We start from the raw sequence: 19,007 nt of genomic DNA, 5'->3' as shown, positions 1-19,007 counted from the left end.
ATCACCGGCCCCGGCCCCCCCCCCCCCCCCCCCACCCCCCCACCCCCCCCCCCCCCCCACACCCCCCCCCCCCCCCCCGCGGCGGGGGGGGCCGGGGGGGGCCGCGGGCCCCCCTCTCTCGTACCGCTGGGTGAACTCCCGTACCGCTAGGTGAAGTTCGCCGCGATCCGGTCGCCGAGTTCCTTGTCGATGTTGTGCCAGTACCGCAGGGCGCGGTCGAGGACCGAGCGGGAGACATCGGCCTTCAGATGGCCGGTCACGTTCGCCACGAGCCGGTCGCGGGCCGCGTCGTCCAGGACCTCGCGGACCATCGTGCCGGCCTGGCCGAAGTCGTCGTCCTCGCGGTGCAACTTGGTTGCCTCGCGCACGAGCTCACCGGCGGTCTGCCAGCTCGCCGGGTCACCGAACTGCCCGTAGTCGGCAGCCGGTCCGCCGTAGGAGTTCGGGGCGTACGGGCGGGCCGCGTTGGACGCCTCGTACCGCATCGGGCCGTCCTTGGCATAGGAGTTGACCTGTGAGTGCGGCCGATTGGGCGGCAACTGGGCGTAGTTGGGGCCGATCCGGTACCGGTGGGCGTCCGGGTACGAGAACAGGCGGCCCAGCAGCATCTTGTCCGGCGAGGGGCCGATGCCCGGCACCAGGTTCGAGGGCTCGAAGGAGGCCTGCTCGATGTGGACGAAGTAGTCGTCCGGGTTGCGGTTCAGGGTCATGCGGCCGACGTCGATCAGCGGGTAGTCCCCGTGCGGCCAGATCTTCGTCAGGTCGAAGGGGTTGAAGCGGTAGTCCGCCGCGTCCTCGAACGGCATGATCTGGACCTTCAGGGTCCAGCTCGGCGCGTTCCCGGAGTCGATCGACTCGTGCAGGTCACGGCGGTGCTTGTCGCCGTCCGACCCGGCCAGTTCGTCGGCCTCGGCCTGGGTGAGGTACTCGATGCCCTGGTCGGTCTTGAAGTGGTACTTGACCCAGAACCGCTCACCGGCGCCGTTGATCCACATATAGGTGTGGGAGCTGTAGCCGTTCATGTGGCGGTACGTCTTCGGGATGCCCCGGTCGCCCATCAGCCAGGTCACCTGGTGTGCCGACTCGGGGGAGAGGGTCCAGAAGTCCCACTGCATGTCGTTGCTGCGCAGCCCGGTCACCGGATGCCGCTTCTGCGAGCGGATGAAGTCCTGGAACTTGATGGTGTCCCGGACGAAGAAGACCGGGGTGTTGTTGCCCACCATGTCGTAATTGCCGTGTTCCGTATAGAACTTGAGGGCGAAGCCGCGCGGGTCGCGCCAGGTGTCGGGCGAGCCCTGCTCACCGGCCACGGTGGAGAACCTGGCCAGCATCTCGGTACGTTTGCCGGGCTGGAAGAGATCGGCCCGGGTGAACTGGCTGACGTCGTTGGTGACTTCGAAGAAGCCGTACGCTCCGGAGCCCTTGGCGTGCACCACCCGCTCGGGGACCCGTTCCCGGTTGAACTGGGCCATCTTCTCGATGAGGTAGTGGTCCTGGAGCAGGATCGGGCCGTCGGGTCCGACGGTGAGCGAGTGTTCGTCGCTCTCCACCGGGATGCCGACGTTGTTCGTGGTGTACGGAGTGTCCTGGGGCGCCGGAGTGTGCTGGGGTGCCTGCGTCACGAGCGTCCTCCTGTTCGGAAGAAAGTAGGTCGCTTTCGCTTCGCGTACCCCAGCAGTCAACTCCCACGCCGGTACCTCGGCAACTTTTGGACGAGGTCTAATTCCGGTTCAGTTCGAACCAGACCACCTTTCCGGTGCTCAGCCGGGTGGCTCCCCACCGACGGGCCAGTCTGTTGACCAGATACAGGCCGCGTCCGCCCTCGTCCGTGGCCCGCGCCTGCCGCAGCCGAGGGAGCTGCGGCACGTCGTCGCCGACCTCGCAGCGCAGCACGTCGGTGCGCAGCAGCCGGAGCGTGACGGGCCGCGAGGCGTACCGCACGGCGTTCGTCACGACCTCGCTGACCAGCAGCTCCACGGAGTCGCTCATGTCCTCCATGCCCCAGCGGGCCAGCGCGCGCCGGGCCAGCCGGCGGGCCTGGCCGGGCGCCGAGTCCTCCGGGTCGAGGAACCAGTACGCCACGTCGCTGGGCGCGATTCCGTCGAAGCGTGCGGCGAGCAGCGCGATGTCGTCGTCCCGGTCGCCCGGGCCGAGCATGTCGAGCACCTCGTCGCACAGGGCCTCGAGGGGCGGCGGGTGATCCGGTCCGGTGAGCTGCGCGACCGCGGCGAGCTTCTCGCGCAGCTGCTCTATCCCGGTCCACACGTCCCGCAGCCGCGACTCGACCAGCCCGTCCGTGTACAGCAGCAGCGTCGCTCCGGCCGGCGCGTCCAGTTCCACGGCCTCGAAGTCGACCCCGCCGACCCCGATCGGGGCGCCGGGCGGCACCCGCAGGACCTCGGCCCGGCCGCCCAGGTGCAGCAGCACCGGTGGCGGATGACCGGCGTTGGCGATGGTGATGCGGTGCGAGACCGGGTCGTAGACCGCGTAGAGGCAGGTCGCCATGCGGTCGGTGCCGAGCCGCTGGGCCTGTTCGTCGAGGTGGTGCAGGACCTCCTGCGGGGGCAGGTCGAGACCCGCCAAGGTCTGTGCGGTGGTGCGGAGTTGGCCCATGATCGCGGCCGAGGTCATGGAGTGCCCCATGACGTCGCCCACGACGAGAGCGACCCGGCTGCCGGGCAGCGGGATCGCGTCGTACCAGTCGCCGCCGACCCGTGCCGTCTCGGCGGCCGGGAGGTACCGGGACGCCAGCCGAACGCCGGTGGGGCGCGGCAGGGTCTCCGGGAGCATGGTGCGCTGGAGCTCGTCGGCGATGTACGCCTCACGGCCGTAGAGCACGGCCTTGTCGATGCCCAGGGCGCTGTGCGTGGCGAGCTGGGCCGCGACCAGGAGGTCGTCCGCCTCGAAGGCCATGCGCTCGGGGCGGCGCAGGAAGAGCGCGGCGCCGATCACCCGGCGTCGGCCGCGCAGCGGCGCGAGGATCGCGCGCTGGCCCGCGGGGACGATCAACTCGCCGCCCTCGCCGAGGAGTTCCGGCAGCGCGGCGCGCGCGGCGGGTGAGTCGGCGAAGACCGGGCGGACGCCCCGCAGCACCTCGTTGAGGGCGCCGCCGGGGCGTACCTCGCACAACTCGGCGGTGACCGCGGACAGTTCGGAGGGCTGCTCCGGCTGTATCGCGGGCATGAAGCCGTTCTCCGTGTCCCGCTCCTCCGGGATCCGGTCGGTACGGCGCAGCCGCAGCACGACGGGACCCGTGGGCCGTTCGTCGCCCACGGGCAGCGGGTCGCGCAGATAGACCAGGATCGCGTCCGAGAACGTCGGCACGGTCGCCCGGCACAGCCCCATGACGATCTCGTCGAGGTCGATGCCACGGGCGATCCGCCGGGTCGCGGCGCCCACGAAGCGCAGCCGGTCCCCGTCCCGCCGCATGGGCATGGGAGCGCCGAGCGGCAGCCCCTGTCCCGTACGGCGCTCCTTGGCGGCGTCGGAGACCTCGCCGCCGCCCGGCTGGGCCGGGATGCCGTCGGGCGCGGGGCGCGGGCGATGGGTGTCGGGTTCGGCCGCCGAGGGCTGGGAGTGCTCGGAGCCGGCTGCGGCGGTATCGGGCTCGGGCTTCACAGGGGTACCTGTCGGGTCCTTCCCCTTGGCGCGGGACGTGCTGCTCGTACCCGGCGCCGGAGGCGGCTCGCCGGTGCGTGCCTGTGCCGGTAAACCGGCTCCACCGGACGGCCTGGACGGCGTCGAGGTGTGCAGGAGCGCCCCGCGGGGGTCTGCGGGGTCGGCGCCGCCAGGGCGCTCGAAGGAGGTGGGGTGCTCCGTCACGCGTGTCGAATCCGTCCGTCCGGGACCGCACGCCATACGTGCGGATCGTCCCGCTGAAATGCCGATACCCGGAATACGTGCCCCAGGAACGGGATTCCCGCGTGGTCAGAGGCTGTTCCTGTGCCACCGGTGGACCGGCGGCCCGAACCGCTGTTGCCCTGATACCCCTCGCTCACGTCCTGCCGCCCCTCGGTGACGTCTGGTCAGTCCCGGTACATGCCCCGGGAGTTGTGCTGTGCCCTTGCGGAGGACGATCCTACGGTTGCGGACCGGGGGCGCATCAAGGGTCTCATGTGGACATGTGCGCGGGGGTGCGGTCCCAGTCCTCCGGAAGTGAAGGTACAGCCCAGGACGGATCCGGGCGCCAGTGCTGCCAGCCGTCCGCGAACGGAGCCCCCCACGAACGGATCGTCTCGACCGCCGACCGGCCCGCTTTCCTTACCCGCTCGGCGAGTTGGGGATCCATCAGCCCGTCCCGCTGGGCCTGCGCGAACTCGTCCTCGTCGAGCCAGCGCCAACTGCGGTCCGGGTGAACGGAGATGTCCAGGAAGTGATCCACGGAGTCGACTCCGCCGTCCCAACGGACCTGCGGTTCCTCAAGGTTCACGTACCAGTTCTTGAACTGCCATCCGGGCTCCCAGAAAAGCCACACCGACCAGGGCTCACCGGGCCGCGCCAGCTTCAGCACGCCCGTCCCGAACCAGTGGTCGCGCTGGACCGTACGCGGCTTGGTGTACCGCGTCTCCAGCGGCTCCACGTGCACCGACGTACCGTCCGCGAGCACCGGCCTCACGCACTCGGTGCCGGGCGCCATCCAGACGGCGAGCAGCTCCTCGTCGTCGCGCACGACCGTGACGGGGCGGGCGATGTGGAAGCCCGGTCCGGCGTTCTCCCGGTAACGCCACAGGATCTGACTCCCGGGCGCCCAGAAGGCCGTAGACGTACCCGCTTCCACCGCTCGTACCGCTCCACCGTCTGTCATGAAGAGATATTAGGTGCCCCGGGCATACGACGCTGCGGCGCGCGTCACGGTTCTCGCCATGGCGACAATTGGTTACGGACGCGTCATCCGCAGGACATCGAGAGCTTCGTCGAGTTGGGCGACGGTCAGGTCACCGCGCTCCACATAGCCGTTCTCCAGCACGACCTGGCGGATCGTCTTCCGTTCCGCCAGTGCCTTCTTGGCCACCTTGGCGGCCTCCTCGTACCCGATGTACTTGTTCAGCGGGGTGACGACGGACGGCGACGACTCGGCGTACTCACGCGCGCGCTCCCGGTGAGCGACGATCCCGTCCACGGTCCGGTCGGCGAGCAGCCGCGACACATTGGCGAGCAGCCTGATCGACTCCAGGACGTTCTTGGCGATCACGGGGAGCATCACGTTGAGCTCGAAGTTGCCCGCGGCCCCGGCGGTCGCGACGGTCGCGTCATTGCCGACGACCTGCGCGGCGACCATCAGCACGGCCTCCGGAATCACCGGATTGACCTTGCCGGGCATGATCGAGGACCCCGGCTGAAGATCGGGCAGCGAGATCTCGGACAGCCCGGTGCGCGGCCCGGACGCCATCCACCGCAGATCGTTCGCGATCTTCGTCAGTCCTACGGCGACGGTCCGCAACTGCCCGCTGGTCTCGACGATCCCGTCCCGGGCGCCCTGCGCCTCGAAGTGGTCCCGCGCCTCGGTCAGCGGCAGCCCGGTGACCAGCGCGACCTCCGCGATCACGGCGGCGGAGAAACCGGGCGGGGTGTTGATGCCGGTACCGACCGCGGTCCCGCCGAGCGGCAGTTCGGCCAGCCGCGGCAGCGAGGCCTGCAACCGCTCGACGCCGTACCGCACTTGGGCCGCGTACCCGCCGAACTCCTGCCCCAGCGTCACCGGAGTGGCATCCATCAGGTGCGTCCGCCCGGACTTCACGACATCGGCGAACTCGACGGCCTTGCGCGAGAGCGCGCCCGCGAGATGCTCCAGGGCCGGGACCAGATCATGGATCACGGCACCGGTGGCCGCGATGTGAATGCTGGACGGGAAGACGTCGTTGGACGACTGCGAGGCGTTGACGTGGTCGTTCGGATGCACCTCGCGCCCGAGCCGCTCCGTCGCGAGCGTCGCGATCACCTCGTTGGTGTTCATGTTGGACGAGGTGCCGGACCCCGTCTGGAACACGTCGACCGGGAAGTGCTCGTCCCATGCCCCGCCGGCCACCTCACGGGCCGCCTCCTGGATCGCCTCCGCGATGTCCTTGTCCAGCACGCCCAGTTCGGCGTTCACCTTGGCGGCGGCGCCCTTGATGTGGGCCAGCGCCTGGATGTGGGCGCGTTCGATGCGCTGCCCCGAGATCGGGAAGTTCTCCACCGCCCGCTGGGTCTGCGCCCGCCATTTCGCGTCGACCGGAACCCGCACCTCCCCCATCGAATCGTGCTCGATACGGAACGCGCCCTCTGCCTGACCGTCGGCCATCGCCGATCACCTCCTGTGGGGGACAGCATCGCGGACACGTCCCGTGTTCCCACGGCAGGCGACGGAAACGGAGTGTTCCCGGGTGGCTGGATCGGGTGGTGGCGGTGTTCCGGGGTGGCTGGTAAGGCGGACGGTGGCGCGTTCCGGGTCGGTGGTTCGGGCCGGCGGTCCTGGGCGGCGGTTCGGGTCAGCGGTCGGGTCGGTGGTTCGGGTCAGCGGTCCGGGCCGGTGCAGACGGGCTTTCCGCCCACCTCGGCACACGCCTGGGCCCCGCGCGGGTCGGCGGTGGCCAGCATCGGGCTGCTGTAGCCGTCCGAGCGGTGCCCGGGGTACTCGGCGGACAGTTCGTCCTGCCCCGCCCGGATCGAGATCTCCCGTGCCCCGCCGAGCCGGGTGCGCACCTCGGACCAGACGGTTGCGCAGGACGGCGAGTAGCGCAGCCGTACGACCTGGGCGGCCCGGGTCACGACGCGCTCGGTACGGGCGTCCCGGGCGCAGGTCTCGGAGCTGGGCAGCGCCCCCTGACAGACACCGCCACGGCAGGAGGCGACGGCCTGGTCCGTGTCGCGGTCGAGGACGTCGGCGGCACCGGCGGTCAGTGCGACGGTGGCGGCCATCGCGGCGAGGGCGGCGAGGGCGCGGAGGGGGGCACGCGGCCGGCGGGGTCGTACGGACGGGACGGGAGCTTCGGTGGGCCCGGGCTGTTCCCGGGTCGCCGTGTCCCACAGGGCGAGCAGCGTGCCGGGGTCGGTCCCCGCGAGCCGGGCGAGCGCCTCGGTCGCGGCGCGTGGCGGGAACTGGTCGCCGTTCAGATACCGGTGCCAGGTCGACTTGCTGTACGGCGTGACGGAGGCCAGCGCGGCCAGGCTCAGCCCGGTCCGCCGCTTGAGGAGGCGGAGTTCCGCCAGGAGCCGCTGTCTCTCGTCCGTCACACGGCCTTCCCTTCCCGGGGGTGGTGCGGGGCCACACCCGGATCGCCGGAATATGAAGGGGTGTTGACCTGGCGTTCCCCGACGGGACGTACGGGACCGTCCCGTCGGGGAACGCCGTCGGTCAGACGGGGGTCAGCACCAGCGGACGGCGCCGCGGTCGCGGACGTAGTGGGCGGAGACGTAGCCCTCGTGGTGCGGGAGCTTGTACCAGAGGTGGTTGCCGAAGACGCCGGAGCCGCGCGTCTCGCAGACGATGGGCAGCGCCTGGCCGACCGGTCGCGTGCCGACGATCCGGTAGCCGGTGCCGGGGCCGGAGCGGACGTTCAGCCGCGTGTGCCGGTGGGTCGAGACCCGGCCCCAAGCGTGCGCGGTGACGTGGTGGTGGCGGGTGGGGTGCGCCGGGTGGGCGGCCGGCGCGGCGACGGCTGTCACGGGGAAGACGGCGACGGCCGCGATCGCGGCCACGAGACCGTTGCGCAGAGTGCGTCGGATCATGGGGGGGGGTTCCTCCGAGTCGACCGGGGACCACGGGGTGTGATCCTGTCGATGCGCAGCGTTTCCGGCGAAGCGGATGAAGATGCCGTCCCGGTTGTTTCTGGGATGAAGCGGGACGGCATCGGATGAAGTGGGACGGTGTCTTGCGTTCCGGGTCGCACCCTTTTCGGCACAGGCCGGCATTACTCGGCCCGTGCGGCGTTTGAGGACGAGGCCCTTTCGGGGCCGATGGGGGTCTGGGGGTGGAGTCCCCAGGGCGTTACGCCAGCCCCGGCCCCCGTACCGGAATGTGCGTGAACGTCGGCTCCGGCGCCGGGTTCTGGAAGAAGTCGTTGCCCTTGTCGTCGACGACGACGAACGCCGGGAAGTCCTCGACCTCGATCTTCCAGACCGCCTCCATGCCGAGCTCCTCGTACTCGACGACCTCGACCTTCTTGATGCAGTCCTGCGCGAGCCGCGCCGCGGGCCCACCGATCGACCCGAGGTAGAACCCGCCGTGCGCGTCACACGCGTCGGTGACCTGCTTGCTCCGGTTCCCCTTGGCGAGCATCACCTTGGACCCGCCCGCAGCCTGGAACTGCTCGACGTACGAGTCCATGCGCCCGGCCGTCGTAGGCCCGAAGGACCCGGACGCGTACCCCTCGGGGGTCTTGGCCGGCCCCGCGTAGTACACGGGGTGGTCCTTCAGGTACTGCGGCATCTCCTCGCCCGCGTCGAGCCGCTCCTTGATCTTGGCGTGCGCGATGTCACGGGCCACGACGAGCGGCCCGGAGAGCGAGAGCCTGGTCTTCACGGGGTACTTGGTGAGCTCGGCGAGGATGTCGTCCATGGGCTGGTTGAGATCGATGCGGACCACGTCCGCCGCCTCGTCGAGGTGCTCGTCGGTCGTCTCCGGCAGGAACCGCGCCGGGTCCGTCTCCAACTGCTCCAGGAACACGCCCTCCGCGGTGATCTTCGCGAGGGCCTGCCGGTCGGCCGAGCAGGACACGGCGATGGCGACGGGGCACGAGGCGCCATGACGGGGAAGCCGGACGACCCGCACGTCGTGGCAGAAGTACTTGCCGCCGAACTGCGCCCCGATCCCGATCCGCTGCGTCAGCTCGAAGACCTTCTGCTCCAACTCCTTGTCCCGGAAGCCGTGTCCGAGCTCGGAGCCCTCCGCCGGGATCTCGTCCAGGTAGTGCGCGGAGGCGTACTTCGCGGTCTTCAGCGCGTACTCGGCGCTCGTGCCGCCGACCACGATCGCCAGGTGGTACGGCGGGCAGGCCGCCGTACCGAGCGAACGGATCTTCTCCTCCAGGAACTTCATCATGGAGCCCTCGTTGAGGACCGCCTTCGTCTCCTGGTAGAGGAACGACTTGTTGGCCGAGCCGCCGCCCTTCGCCATGAACAGGAACTTGTAGGCGCCGCCGTCGGTCGCGTACAGCTCCACCTGCGCGGGCAGGTTCGACCCGGTGTTCTTCTCGTCCCACATGGTCAGCGGGGCCATCTGCGAGTACCGCAGGTTCAGGTTCAAGTAGGCGTCGTAGATGCCTTTGCTGAGCGCCGCCTCGTCCCCGCCCTCGGTGAGGACGTTCTGTCCGCGCTTGCCCATGACGATGGCCGTACCGGTGTCCTGGCACATGGGCAGCACGCCGGCCGCCGCGATGTTCGCGTTCTTCAGGAGGTCCAGCGCCACGAACTTGTCGTTGTTCGACGCCCCGGGGTCGTCGATGATCCGGCGCAACTGCGCGAGGTGGGCCGGCCGCAGATAGTGCTGGATGTCGTGGATCGCCTCGGCCGCGAGCTTGCGCAGCGCCTCCGGCTCGACCTTGAGGAACGTCCGCCCGTCGGCCTCGAAGGTGGAGACACCCTCGGAGGTCACCAGCCGGTACGGGGTGGTGTCCTCTCCCATGGGGAGCAGATCGGTGTACGCGAACTCAGGCATGTCGCCCATTCCTCACTCGACAGACAGCGCGGCCAGCCTCCATTGGCGGGCGCCCACCAGCGTAGAACCTGCCGCTGACAGCGGGCTTGTGAGGTAAGGCTCAGTTCGCCGAGCCTCGGCCGTGCCTTCGCCGGGCCGACGTTGTCCACAACCGTCGTCCACAGGCCTAGTCGCGATCTATCGCGTTTCGGTACGCTGCTGCCGTGGACCTTCAGAAGCAGCCCGCATCCGCGCCCGCGGCCCCGCAGCCCGCCCCCGCTGTCGCCGACGTGCCCGCCTCCGCGCTGCGCGCCTCGGACGCCGACCGTGACCGCATCGCCGACATCCTGCGCGACGCCCTGGCCGAGGGGCGGCTGGACGCGGACGAGCACGCCGAGCGGGTCGAGGGGGTGCTGAGCGCCAAGACGGTCGGCGAGCTGGAGGTCTTCATCCAGGACCTGCCGGCCGCCCATGGGCACCGGCGCGCCACCCCGTCGTACAGCCCCGCCCCGAACCGCCCGACGGAGGGCGCGATCCCGGCCGAGGCCGACCAGCACGTGGTGGCGGTCTTCAGCTCCGCGATGCGCAAGGGCCGCTGGCGCGCGGGCCGCCGCATGCACGCGTACGCCGTGTTCGGCAATGTCGAGATCGACCTCAGCGAGGCGATCTTCGAGTACCAGCAGATCGTCATCAAGGCGATCTCGGTCTTCGGCAACGTCGAGATCCGCGTCCCGGAGAACGTGTCGCTGCGCGGCACCGGCGGCGGCGTCCTCGGCAACTTCGAGGTGGACACGCTGGACTCACTGGAGCCGGACGCGCCCGTGATCTACGTCGACGGATGGGCCGTACTCGGAAACATCGAGGCAAAACCCAAGCGGGGCAAGCTCGTTGCGGACATTCTCGATCGGGTTCAGCGCAAGGTCGACAAGAGTTTGCGCAAGCACCTGGATCGTTGACGGTTGTGAATCGGGACACATGTGGAGGTGATCGGTCCACGCCCGTCCGCCCCTGACATCGCGCAGAAGCGCCCGAAAACCAGCGGTTCGGAACTCAGTGCATAGGCGCGCGTACAGCGGGTAGGCCTTGCTGCATCGTCTCTCGCTCGCGAAGCCGTCGTCAGGAGTAGACCGTGCTGCAACCGCCGCATTCGTCCCTGCAGGTAGCTGCTGTTCCGGCTCAGCGGGTGCCTGCGCGAGACAGGGACCAAGACGCTCCATGGCACACCGAAGCGGTGTGCCGGCGCGACGAGGCAGGCCTGTTCTTCGCGCCCTCCAAGGAACCCACCGCCGCCCGACTCTCCCGCGAGGACGCCGCCAAGCGCGTCTGCGCGCGCTGTCCGGTCATGGTCGAGTGCCGGGAGCACGCCCTCCTGCAACCCGAGCCCTACGGCGTCTGGGGCGGCCTCACCGCCGCCGAACGCCGCGTGGTCCTGGCCAGGCGCCGCCGCCGCGACCTGGAACTCCAGAAGGCCCGCGCGGCGGGCCGCATAGCAGCGGCAGGATGACAAAAGGCGCCCCCTCCGCACCAGGGGGCGCCTTTTTCCATTGCCGAACGGGGGACGCGTTGTAACCACCGGCCAGGCCAACCCCCTAAGGGGCGCGGGGAACTGCGCGACCAGCCACAGCGCACCCGCACTCGCCAGTGATCCGCAGAACCCCCCGCTGAGGCGCGTTACTTGGCCCGATCAAAGTCAATCGCGCTGTACGCCCGCAACTTGCTGAGCCGGTGCTCCGAGTCGATCCTCCGCACCGTCCCCGACTTCGACCGCATCACGATGGAGTCGGTGGTCGCGGTCTCCGCCCGATACCGCACCCCACGCAGCAGCTCCCCGTCCGTGATCCCGGTAGCGACGAAGAACACGTTCTCCCCCGACACCAGGTCGTCCGTGGTGAGCACCCGGTCCAGATCGTGCCCCGCGTCCAGCGCCCGCTGCCGCTCGGCATCGTCCTTGGGCCACAACTTGCCCTGGATCACACCGCCCAGGCACTTCACGGCACAGGCGGAGATGATGCCCTCGGGCGTGCCACCGACACCGAGCAGCAGATCCACGCCGGTGCCTTCGCGCAGCGCCAGGATCGACCCGGCGACATCCCCGTCGGAGATCAGCTTGATCCGCGCACCGGTCTCCCGGATCTCCTTGATGATCCCGTCGTGCCGCGGCCGGTCCAGGACGACGACGGTGACGTCCTCCGGCGTGACCCGCTTGGCCTTGGCGACGCGGCGGACGTTCACCGAGATCGGCGCCTCGATGTCGACGAACTCGGCGGCCTCGGGCCCGGCGACGAGCTTGTCCATGTAGAACACGGCGGACGGGTCGAACATCGAGCCCCGGTCCGCGGCGGCCAGCACCGCGATCGCGTTCGGCATGCCCTTGGCGTTGAGGGTGGTCCCGTCGATCGGGTCGACGGCGATGTCGCACTCGGGCCCGGTCCCGTCACCGACGCGCTCGCCGTTGAAGAGCATCGGCGCCTCGTCCTTCTCGCCCTCACCGATGACGACGACGCCGTTCATCGAGACGGTGGAGACGAGGGTCCGCATGGCACGCACGGCGGCACCGTCGGCGCCGTTCTTGTCACCGCGCCCGACCCAGCGGCCCGCGGCCATCGCGGCGGCTTCGGTCACCCGGACGAGTTCCAGGGCGAGGTTGCGGTCGGGGGCCTCGGAGGGGACTTCGAGTTCGGACGGCAGATGATGATGCTCGGTCATCGGAGCGCACCTTTCTGATACGACGACGGCCGGATGAGGGTATGGCCCCGACTCTATCGCCAGGCAGACAAAATGAGCAGGGGGCCCCACGGATGAGCGGACCAGGGCACCTGCGACGATAGGGACGTGGCAGGTTCGAACGGCAAGCAGAAGACGGTCCGGGACATGATTCTCTCCCTGGGCCTGATCGGGATCGCGGCGGCGATCGTCTACATCTTCATCCCGCACAGCGACCACGCTCCGGACGTCAAGCGGGTCGACTACCGCGTGGAGCTGCTCACGGCACGCCGCGCGGCGCCGTACCCGGTCGCGGCCCCTGAGGGCCTGCCCCAGAGCTGGAAGGCGACCTCGGTCCGCTACAACGGCGCCGCGTTCGACGCCTGGCACCTCGGGTTCAGTGCCCCCGGTGGTCAGTACGTGCAGATAGAGCAGTCGACTCAGAAGCCCGCCGACTTCGTCGACACCGCCAGCCAGGGCGCCGCCGCGACGAAGACCACCCAGGCCATCGACGGCCGCACCTGGACCCGCTACACCGGCGGCCGCTACGACGCCCTCGTGCTCGCGGACAAGGGCTCGACGACGGTGGTGGCGGGCACGGGCTCGTTCACCCAACTGACCGAGATGGCGAAGGCGTTGAGGACCAAGTAGCTCGACACTCGACAGGTGTGACGAAGGCCCCGGCGCTGTGTGTGCCGGGGCCTTTTGTGTGGCATGCGTCTCAGACGGTCGAGGTGTCTCAGACGGTCGTGACGACCTCGTCGTACGCCAGCCGCGGGGAACGCGGGAACCAGGCGTCCTCGCCCGGCTTGCCGATGTTGATGACGACGAACGGGGTGTGGTCGCCGTCCAGGAACTCCTTCTGGACGCCCGCGAAGTCGAGACCGGTCATCGGGCCCGCGGCCAGGCCGGCGGCGCGGATGCCGATGATGAAGTACGCGGCCTGGAGGGCGGCGTTCAGCGCGGCGTTGCCCTCACGGACCGAACGCTCGCCGAAGACGGCGTCCTTGGCCTGCGGGAAGTGCGGGAACAGGGTGGGCAGTTCCTCGTGGAACTCGTTGTCCGCGGAGAGGATCGCGACCAGCGGGGCGGCGGCGGTCTTCTTCTGGTTGCCCTCGGAGAGGTGCCGCACGAGACGCTCGCGGGCCTCGGGGGAGCGGACCAGGGTGATGCGCAGCGGCGACTGGTTCATGGAGGTCGGGCCGTACTTGACCAGGTCGTAGATCGCCTGTACCTGCTCGTCCGTCACCGGCTCGTCGGTGAAGGTGTTCGCGGTGCGGGCCTCGCGGAACAGCAGGTCCTGGGCGGCGGCGTCAAGAACGAGAGACATGCGAGAACTTCCTCGGGGGGCGGGGACCGTTATCCGGACCGCGGTCCGGATAGACTGACGAGACCGACCGTACGACAAGGAAGTTCAAGGTTCAACAAAAAATGGAGCATAGTGATCCGCTTCACAGGGGATCACAGATGACGGTGCCCTGGTCGCAGGTCGCAGGTCGCAGGTCGCTGGGCGTCAGCGGCTCGCGTCGGCTACGCGCCTACTCGCCGCGCTCTTCCTCGGCCTCTTCCTCCGCCAGCGCCGCGTCCAGCCGCGCCCGGGCCCCGTCCAGCCAGCGCCGGCACACCTTGGCCAGCTCCTCGCCCCGCTCCCAGAGCGCGAGCGACTCCTCCAGCGTCGTACCGCCCGCCTCCAGCCGCCGTACGACCTCGATCAGCTCGTCGCGCGCCTGCTCGTACCCGAGCGACTCCGCCGTACCGGCACTTTCGTCAACCTTGCTGGTCATCCGCCCACCCTATGCATCAACAGGAACTACGCCTCGACCCGAACAGTGAACTCACCCGCGGCGACCCGCGCGCGCAGCACATCGTCCGCCGTCACCTCTTCCGGGTCCCGGACGACATGTCCGTCGGCCCGCTGGAGCACCGCGTACCCCCGCTTCAGCGTGGCGGCGGGGGAGAGGGCCACCACGCGCGCGTGCGTGTGGGTCAGCTCCGAGTCGGCGCGGTCCAGGAGGTGGCCGAGGGTGCGCCGGCCGCGGTCGAGGAGGGCGGCGACATGATCCGCCCGCTCGTCGATCATCCGGTGCGGATCCTGTATCGACGGCCGCGACAGCGCCTGCGCCAGCCCGCGCTCCTCCCGGTCCACGAACGCGCCCACGCACCGCCGCGCCCGGTCGCGCAACTGCCGTACGCGCTCGTACTCCTCGCCCACATCCGGTACGACCTTCTTCGCCGCGTCGGTGGGGGTGGAGGCGCGCAGGTCGGCGACGTAGTCCAGGAGGGGGTTGTCGGGCTCGTGCCCGATCGCGGACACCACGGGGGTGCGACAGGCGGACACGGCCCGGACGAGCTGCTCGTCGGAGAACGGCAGCAGGTCCTCCACGCTGCCGCCGCCCCGCGCCACGATGATCACGTCCACGCCGTCGAGCGCGTCCAGTTCCTTCACGGCCTGTACGACCTGCGGCACCGCGTGCACGCCCTGCACGGGCACGTTGCGCACCTCGAAACGGACGGCGGGCCAGCGATGCCGCGCGTTCTCCAGCACGTCCCGCTCCGCGGCCGAGGCGCGCCCGCAGACCAGCCCGATGAGCTGCGGCAGGAACGGCAACGGCTTCTTCCGGTCGGCCGCGAACAGCCCCTCCGCGGCCAGCGACTTCTTCAACTGCTCCAGCCGCGCGAGGAGTTCACCGACCCCGACCGGCCTTATCTCCGTGGCCCGCAACGACAACTGCCCACGCGGCGCGTACCACTCCGGCTTCGCCAGTACGACGACCCGGGCGCCCTCGCTGACGACGTCGGCGATCTCGTCGAACACCTGCCGGAAGCACGTCACACTCACCGAGATGTCGTACGACGGGTCGCGCAGCGTCAGGAACACGACACCCGCACCCGGGCGCCGCGACAACTGGGTGATCTGCCCCTCGACCCACACCGCGCCGAGCCGGTCGATCCACCCGCCGATCAGCCGGGAGACCTCACCGACGGGGAGCGGCGCGTCCGGAGCCGTGTTGAGAGCCATGCGCCCGAGAGTAACGGCCGCCTCCGACAACGGCGTCGAGGTGTGGAGCGTGTGACCTCAACCGGTCTCCGTGTCGGCCTTGTTCCGGGTGCCCTGCACCGCGAGCACCACCAGCCCGACCGCCAGCCAGATCGCGCCGACCACCTGTGCGGTGCCGGACGCCTCCACGATCACCGCGACGGTGATCGCCGCGCCCAGCACCGGCACCAGCACGTGCCGCCACCACACCACCGGCCCGCCCCGGCGCCGTACCGCGAACCAGCCCACCACGCTCGCGTGCAGCAGCGTGAACGCGGTCAGGGCGCCGATGTCGACGACCGACACCAGCTGGTCGAGGCCGTCGTCGCGGCGGGCCGCCCAGACCGCGGCGATCAGCGTGATGACGGCCGCCGCGAGCAGCGCGACCCGCGGTACCCCGTCGTCGGTCTTCGACAGGGCGCGCGGGAGCCGTCGGTCGCGGGCCATCGCGAACACCAGGCGCCCCGCCGCGGCCTGCCCGACGAGCGCCGCGAAGGCCGCGCCGATCGCCTTGCTGACGGCCACCAGGTTGTGCAGCCAGTTCCCCACCGACACGTCGACCGCGTCGTAGAACGCCGATCCCTGTTTGCCGGCGTCGGCGGCGAGCTGCGCGGAGGTCGTCGGCTCCAGGAGGGCGACCAGGTACGTCTGGGAGATGAACAGCACACCGGCCAGGGCGAGGCAGATCAGCAGTGCCCTGGCGACCTTCTCGGAGCCGCCGGTGACCTCCTCCGCGAAGGTGGCCACCGCGTCGAAGCCCAGGTAGGACAGGACGGCGACCGAGACCGCGCCGATCACCGCCGACAGTGCGAACGCGCCCTGTGTGCCGTCTCCGGAGAGTGGTGACAGCCAGCCCCGTTCGGCGCCGTCGCGCGCGAGGACGACGATCGCGGACACGACGAAGATGACGAGGACCACGATCTCCATCGCGAGGACGAGGAAGCCCACGCGCGCGGCGGCCCGTACCCCCCAGAGGTTGAGGCAGGTCGTGAGGACGACCGCCAGCGCGGTCCACACCCACCGGGAGACGTCCGGGACCAGCGCGTTCATGGCGATCCCGGAGAAGAGGTAGGCGACGGCGGGGATCAGGACGTAGTCCAGCATCGCCATCCAGCCGGCGATGAACCCGGCCTCCCTGCCGAGCCCCACGCGCGCGTAGGCGAACACCGACCCCGCCTGGGGGACGACCCGCACCATCTGCGCGTAGCTGAACGCGGTGAACGCCATCGCGACGGTCGCCACGATGTAGACCAGCGCGACCGCGCCGTGAGACTTGGCGTCCAGGGTGCCGAACACGCCGACCGGTGCCATGGGGGCGATGAACAGCAGCCCATAGACGACGAGATCGCGGAATCCGAGACTCCGCCGCAGTCGGGGCCCCTCGCCGGCCGTGGTCGTCGCGTCCGCATCCGTGCCCGTGTCGGCCATCTCGCGTCTCCCGTATGTCGTGTCCGGCCCCACCCCTCCCACTCCACGGCCAGTCTCCCCAAGGACGCGATCTTTGACCCGCCGAGCGCGGCCTTACGATGGGACGCATGACCGCTTCGTCTGGCCGCCGTGTCCTGCTCGCCGCCCCCCGGGGCTACTGCGCGGGCGTGGACCGCGCCGTGATCGCCGTCGAGAAAGCCCTGGAGCAGTACGGGGCTCCGATCTATGTCCGGCACGAGATCGTGCACAACAAGTACGTCGTCCAGACCCTGGAGAAGAAGGGCGCGATCTTCGTCGAGCGGACCGAGGAGGTCCCCGAGGGGAACATCGTGATGTTCTCCGCGCACGGCGTCGCGCCCGTCGTCCACGACGAGGCCAAGCGGGGCAATCTCGCCACCATCGACGCGACCTGTCCCCTGGTGACCAAGGTCCACAAGGAAGCCGTGCGTTTCGCCAACGACGACTTCGACATCCTCCTCATCGGCCACGAGGGCCACGAGGAGGTCATCGGCACCTCCGGGGAGGCCCCCGACCACATCACCCTGGTCGACGGCCCGTCCGACGTCTCCAAGGTCGAGGTCCGCGACCCGTCCCGGGTGGTCTGGCTCTCCCAGACGACCCTCTCCGTGGACGAGACCATGGAGACGGTCGACGCCCTGAAGGAGAAGTTCCCGCAGCTCATCTCCCCGCCCAGCGACGACATCTGCTACGCCACGCAGAACCGTCAGCTCGCCGTGAAGCAGATGGGCGAGGAGGCCGACCTGGTGATCGTGGTCGGCTCGAAGAACTCCTCCAACTCCGTACGGCTCGTCGAGGTCGCCAAGCTGGCCGGTTCCCGCGCCGCCTACCTGGTGGACTTCGCCGACGAGATCGAGGAGGCCTGGCTGGAGGGCGTGACCACGGTCGGCGTGACCTCGGGAGCCTCCGTACCGGAGATTCTGGTCGAACAGGTGTTGGAGTGGCTGTCCGCGCGCGGCTTCGAGGACGTCGAGCTGGTCAAGGCGGCCGAAGAGTCCATCACGTTCTCGCTGCCCAAGGAACTCCGCCGTGACCTGCGCGAAGAGGCGGCGGCACTGGTCGCCGAGCGCACCGGCGCCGACCGTTCGACCCCCTCCGGGCAGTGACTGTCAGTCGTTCGTCGTAGCGTGGATCCATGCAGATCTTCGGCGTGGACATCGGTGGATCCGGGATCAAGGGCGCTCCTGTGGACCTGGACAAGGGCGAATTGACCCAAGAGCGGTGCAAGGTGCTGACCCCGCACCCGGCGACACCTGACGGGGTGGCCGACGGCGTGAAGGAAGTCGTCGACCACTTCGGCTGGACGGGACCGGTCGGGCTCACGTTTCCAGGTGTGGTGACCGGCGGGGCCACGATCCGTACGGCGGCGAACGTCGACAAGAGCTGGATCGACAAGGACGCGGGCGCGTTGTTCGCCGACAGACTGGGCGGCCTCCCGGTGACCGTCGTCAACGACGCGGACGCGGCGGGCGTCGCCGAGATGCACTTCGGCGCCGGCCAGGGCCGCAAGGGCACGGTGATCCTGCTGACCTTCGGCACGGGCATCGGCAGCGGCCTCTTTGTCAACGGTGTCCTTGTCCCGAACACGGAGCTGGGCCACCTTGAGCTGAACGGCCACGACGCCGAGAAGAAGGCGTCCAGCAAGGCCAAGGAGGACGAGGAGCTGACCTGGGAGCACTGGGCCCACCGGGTCCAGAAGTACCTCGCCCACGTCGAGATGCTGTTCTCGCCCGAGCTGTTCATCATCGGCGGCGGAGTCAGCCGCAAGGCCGACAAGTTCCTGCACTTCATCGAGGGCATCAAGGCCGAGATCGTGCCGGCGCAGCTGCAGAACAACGCGGGGATCGTGGGGGCGGCGATGCATGCGGCGGGGGACGACTAGGGGTTGTGCGGGGCCTTGGCGGCGTCTGAGCGGTGTGGGGAGTGGAGCGGCGGGGGGCTGGTGGAGGCGGTTCGGTGGCCGTCGGGGTCCTGGTGGGCAGTGTCCGGTCGGCGCGGTTCGGTGGGCGTCGGGGTCTTGGTGGGCGCGGTTCGGTGGGTGTCGGGCGCGGGGCGGGGAGTCTGTGGCCGTGGTGGGGATCTTCGCCGGAGCGGGATTTGCGCCGACCGGGATTTGCGCCGGACCCGGTCCGGGATTTGGGTCGGGCCCGGACGCGGACCTGCGCCGGACCCGACCTGCGCGGATAGGCAGCGGAACTCGTCGCCGGG

The 19,007-nt window shown here is 70.0% G+C and carries 17 protein-coding genes; 5 read left to right on the top strand and 12 right to left on the bottom strand.

Features of this window, described 5'->3' with window-relative positions:
• Positions 1-146: 146 nt before the first annotated feature.
• The 7 genes from ACIRRY_RS35895 to ACIRRY_RS35865 all read right to left on the bottom strand — a co-directional run bounded on the left by ACIRRY_RS35895 (position 147) and on the right by ACIRRY_RS35865 (position 9,634).
• On the bottom strand, positions 147-1,622 hold the full coding sequence (locus ACIRRY_RS35895; RefSeq protein ID WP_403981263.1) for a catalase: 1,476 nt from the start codon (positions 1,620-1,622) through the stop codon (positions 147-149).
• Positions 1,623-1,719: 97 nt separating this feature from the next.
• On the bottom strand, positions 1,720-3,822 hold the full coding sequence (locus ACIRRY_RS35890) for a SpoIIE family protein phosphatase (protein ID WP_403981260.1): 2,103 nt from the start codon (positions 3,820-3,822) through the stop codon (positions 1,720-1,722).
• A 289-nt stretch (positions 3,823-4,111) separates the two neighbouring features.
• Positions 4,112-4,804: a DUF402 domain-containing protein gene (locus ACIRRY_RS35885; RefSeq protein WP_403981257.1), complete on the bottom strand. Its 693-nt coding sequence runs from the start codon at positions 4,802-4,804 to the stop codon at positions 4,112-4,114.
• A gap of 72 nt (positions 4,805-4,876) precedes the next feature.
• Positions 4,877-6,280, bottom strand: coding sequence for a class II fumarate hydratase (locus tag ACIRRY_RS35880; protein ID WP_403981255.1), 1,404 nt, complete (start codon positions 6,278-6,280; stop codon positions 4,877-4,879).
• Between the two features lie 212 nt (positions 6,281-6,492).
• The gene (locus ACIRRY_RS35875; RefSeq protein WP_403981252.1) at positions 6,493-7,212 is read right to left on the bottom strand and encodes a DUF2690 domain-containing protein; all 720 of its coding nucleotides are present in this window, start codon (positions 7,210-7,212) and stop codon (positions 6,493-6,495) included.
• 132 nt (positions 7,213-7,344) lie between these two features.
• A complete protein-coding gene (locus ACIRRY_RS35870; RefSeq protein WP_403981249.1) occupies positions 7,345-7,707 on the bottom strand; it encodes an SH3 domain-containing protein in 363 nt (120 codons plus the stop codon).
• 259 nt (positions 7,708-7,966) lie between these two features.
• The gene (locus ACIRRY_RS35865) at positions 7,967-9,634 is read right to left on the bottom strand and encodes a fumarate hydratase (RefSeq protein ID WP_403981246.1); all 1,668 of its coding nucleotides are present in this window, start codon (positions 9,632-9,634) and stop codon (positions 7,967-7,969) included.
• Between the two features lie 203 nt (positions 9,635-9,837).
• On the opposite strand from ACIRRY_RS35865, the gene ACIRRY_RS35860 reads away from it, so the two are divergent.
• Together ACIRRY_RS35860 and ACIRRY_RS35855 are read left to right on the top strand one after the other, a co-directional pair.
• Positions 9,838-10,569 carry a DUF1707 domain-containing protein gene (locus tag ACIRRY_RS35860; protein ID WP_403981242.1) on the top strand — a complete coding sequence of 244 codons (732 nt, stop codon included), beginning with the start codon at positions 9,838-9,840 and terminating at the stop codon, positions 10,567-10,569.
• Between the two features lie 173 nt (positions 10,570-10,742).
• Positions 10,743-11,117, top strand: a complete 375-nt coding sequence (locus tag ACIRRY_RS35855) for a WhiB family transcriptional regulator (RefSeq protein WP_026150672.1) — start codon at positions 10,743-10,745, stop codon at positions 11,115-11,117.
• 167 nt (positions 11,118-11,284) lie between these two features.
• Here the strand turns inward: ACIRRY_RS35855 and glpX are convergent, their stop codons facing one another.
• A complete protein-coding gene (gene glpX / locus ACIRRY_RS35850; RefSeq protein WP_200681979.1) occupies positions 11,285-12,319 on the bottom strand; it encodes a class II fructose-bisphosphatase in 1,035 nt (344 codons plus the stop codon).
• A gap of 126 nt (positions 12,320-12,445) precedes the next feature.
• On the opposite strand from glpX, the gene ACIRRY_RS35845 reads away from it, so the two are divergent.
• A complete protein-coding gene (locus ACIRRY_RS35845; protein ID WP_403981239.1) occupies positions 12,446-12,967 on the top strand; it encodes a DUF4245 domain-containing protein in 522 nt (173 codons plus the stop codon).
• An 88-nt stretch (positions 12,968-13,055) separates the two neighbouring features.
• Here ACIRRY_RS35845 and ACIRRY_RS35840 read toward each other — a convergent pair whose 3' ends face one another.
• The 4 genes from ACIRRY_RS35840 to ACIRRY_RS35825 form a co-directional block, all read right to left on the bottom strand.
• A complete protein-coding gene (locus ACIRRY_RS35840) occupies positions 13,056-13,646 on the bottom strand; it encodes a malonic semialdehyde reductase (protein ID WP_403981236.1) in 591 nt (196 codons plus the stop codon).
• 208 nt (positions 13,647-13,854) lie between these two features.
• Positions 13,855-14,100, bottom strand: a complete 246-nt coding sequence (locus ACIRRY_RS35835) for an exodeoxyribonuclease VII small subunit (protein WP_200681982.1) — start codon at positions 14,098-14,100, stop codon at positions 13,855-13,857.
• Positions 14,101-14,126: 26 nt separating this feature from the next.
• A complete protein-coding gene (gene xseA, locus ACIRRY_RS35830; protein WP_403981233.1) occupies positions 14,127-15,335 on the bottom strand; it encodes an exodeoxyribonuclease VII large subunit in 1,209 nt (402 codons plus the stop codon).
• A 57-nt stretch (positions 15,336-15,392) separates the two neighbouring features.
• Positions 15,393-16,781 carry an APC family permease gene (locus ACIRRY_RS35825; RefSeq protein WP_403981230.1) on the bottom strand — a complete coding sequence of 463 codons (1,389 nt, stop codon included), beginning with the start codon at positions 16,779-16,781 and terminating at the stop codon, positions 15,393-15,395.
• A 98-nt stretch (positions 16,782-16,879) separates the two neighbouring features.
• On the opposite strand from ACIRRY_RS35825, the gene ACIRRY_RS35820 reads away from it, so the two are divergent.
• Both ACIRRY_RS35820 and ppgK read left to right on the top strand, forming a co-directional pair.
• Positions 16,880-17,905: a 4-hydroxy-3-methylbut-2-enyl diphosphate reductase gene (locus ACIRRY_RS35820; protein WP_403981228.1), complete on the top strand. Its 1,026-nt coding sequence runs from the start codon at positions 16,880-16,882 to the stop codon at positions 17,903-17,905.
• Between the two features lie 29 nt (positions 17,906-17,934).
• Complete coding sequence (gene ppgK, locus ACIRRY_RS35815; protein WP_403981225.1) at positions 17,935-18,681, top strand: polyphosphate--glucose phosphotransferase; 747 nt, start codon at positions 17,935-17,937, stop codon at positions 18,679-18,681.
• Positions 18,682-19,007: the final 326 nt, after the last annotated feature.

Source organism: Streptomyces sp. NPDC101776 (genome assembly GCF_044766845.1).
Classification (GTDB): domain Bacteria; phylum Actinomycetota; class Actinomycetes; order Streptomycetales; family Streptomycetaceae; genus Streptomyces.
This window is presented reverse-complemented; position numbering and strand designations above follow the sequence as displayed.

Bases quoted from the DNA above. Each gene is read 5' to 3' on its own strand.
- ACIRRY_RS35885 (WP_403981257.1), bottom strand. From the start codon at position 4,804: ATGACAGACGGTGGAGCGGTACGAGCGGTGGAAGCGGGTACGTCTACG.
- ACIRRY_RS35880 (WP_403981255.1), bottom strand. From the start codon at position 6,280: ATGGCCGACGGTCAGGCAGAGGGCGCGTTCCGTATCGAGCACGATTCG.
- ACIRRY_RS35870 (WP_403981249.1), bottom strand. From the start codon at position 7,707: ATGATCCGACGCACTCTGCGCAACGGTCTCGTGGCCGCGATCGCGGCC.
- ACIRRY_RS35865 (WP_403981246.1), bottom strand. From the start codon at position 9,634: ATGCCTGAGTTCGCGTACACCGATCTGCTCCCCATGGGAGAGGACACC.
- glpX (WP_200681979.1), bottom strand. From the start codon at position 12,319: ATGACCGAGCATCATCATCTGCCGTCCGAACTCGAAGTCCCCTCCGAG.
- ACIRRY_RS35840 (WP_403981236.1), bottom strand. From the start codon at position 13,646: ATGTCTCTCGTTCTTGACGCCGCCGCCCAGGACCTGCTGTTCCGCGAG.
- ACIRRY_RS35835 (WP_200681982.1), bottom strand. From the start codon at position 14,100: ATGACCAGCAAGGTTGACGAAAGTGCCGGTACGGCGGAGTCGCTCGGG.
- xseA (WP_403981233.1), bottom strand. From the start codon at position 15,335: ATGGCTCTCAACACGGCTCCGGACGCGCCGCTCCCCGTCGGTGAGGTC.
- ACIRRY_RS35825 (WP_403981230.1), bottom strand. From the start codon at position 16,781: ATGGCCGACACGGGCACGGATGCGGACGCGACGACCACGGCCGGCGAG.
- ACIRRY_RS35820 (WP_403981228.1), top strand. From the start codon at position 16,880: ATGGGACGCATGACCGCTTCGTCTGGCCGCCGTGTCCTGCTCGCCGCC.
- ppgK (WP_403981225.1), top strand. From the start codon at position 17,935: ATGCAGATCTTCGGCGTGGACATCGGTGGATCCGGGATCAAGGGCGCT.